Here is a 733-nt window from a genome sequence, read left to right on the forward strand (position 1 = left end):
TAGCTTGTTGTAACACCTCTTCTGCGCAGCGAGCCATTGTTCGCTCTGGCATGGCGATTGGTGCGATGGGAAGAATCAGTGTCACAGATGATCTGAAGATCTTAGAAGATTTGCCTCCACTACCGTCGGTGGATATTGTTTTGGTGACTGGTGTCGAACCTCATCCCATACTAGACAAAGAATGCTTGTCGCAGTTGGCTGAGTTGATGCCTTACTAGCGAACATCAAACAGATTAAGCAATCACGAAATCGAACGTTCCGACTATTCGCCCATCAATTTTTACCGGCTCAAACTGTAAATGGTCACGAGCTTTACGACCCCACCATTCGTTGCCCGTCTGTCCTTTCAAATAGAGTTGGGTGGTCAACAATTCGTGGTCGCCACGCCACAGTTTGACGTGAATGTGAGGAGGTCTTGAGCTGTATGGGACAGGAAACAGCGTTTGGAAAAGATAGCGTCCATCTTCTTCAGTTACTGTCGCGCCAAAACCTGAAAAACTTGGGTCAAACTTGTTTTGGCTGGGTTGATTCGGATGGTCATAAATCCCTTGGCCATCACACTGCCAAATTTCTATTTTTACGCCAGAGATAGGACGACCAAACACATCCAGCACTTTACCTTGTAATGTTATCGCCTCTCCGATCAAAGTATCCGGTTTCAATACTAAATTTTGGCGAAGTGGAATCTTCACCACGGGATAAAATGGCCCTTCGGTCTGAGAAGGCGTCGGAC

At 46.8% G+C, this 733-nt stretch carries 1 protein-coding gene and 1 pseudogene; one reads left to right on the forward strand and one right to left on the reverse strand.

Going from position 1 to position 733, the window contains the following annotated elements; translation table 11 throughout:
* Nucleotides 1–218 (forward strand): annotated as a pseudogene (locus R7Q46_RS26845) (LysR family transcriptional regulator); the annotation flags it as partial.
* Between the two features lie 15 nt (nucleotides 219–233).
* On the opposite strand, the gene R7Q46_RS26850 reads toward R7Q46_RS26845, so the two are convergent.
* The coding region (locus R7Q46_RS26850; RefSeq protein ID WP_318078179.1) for a protocatechuate 3,4-dioxygenase at nucleotides 234–733 on the reverse strand (500 nt) is incomplete at its 5' end.

Source organism: Vibrio sp. 811 (assembly GCF_033339195.1).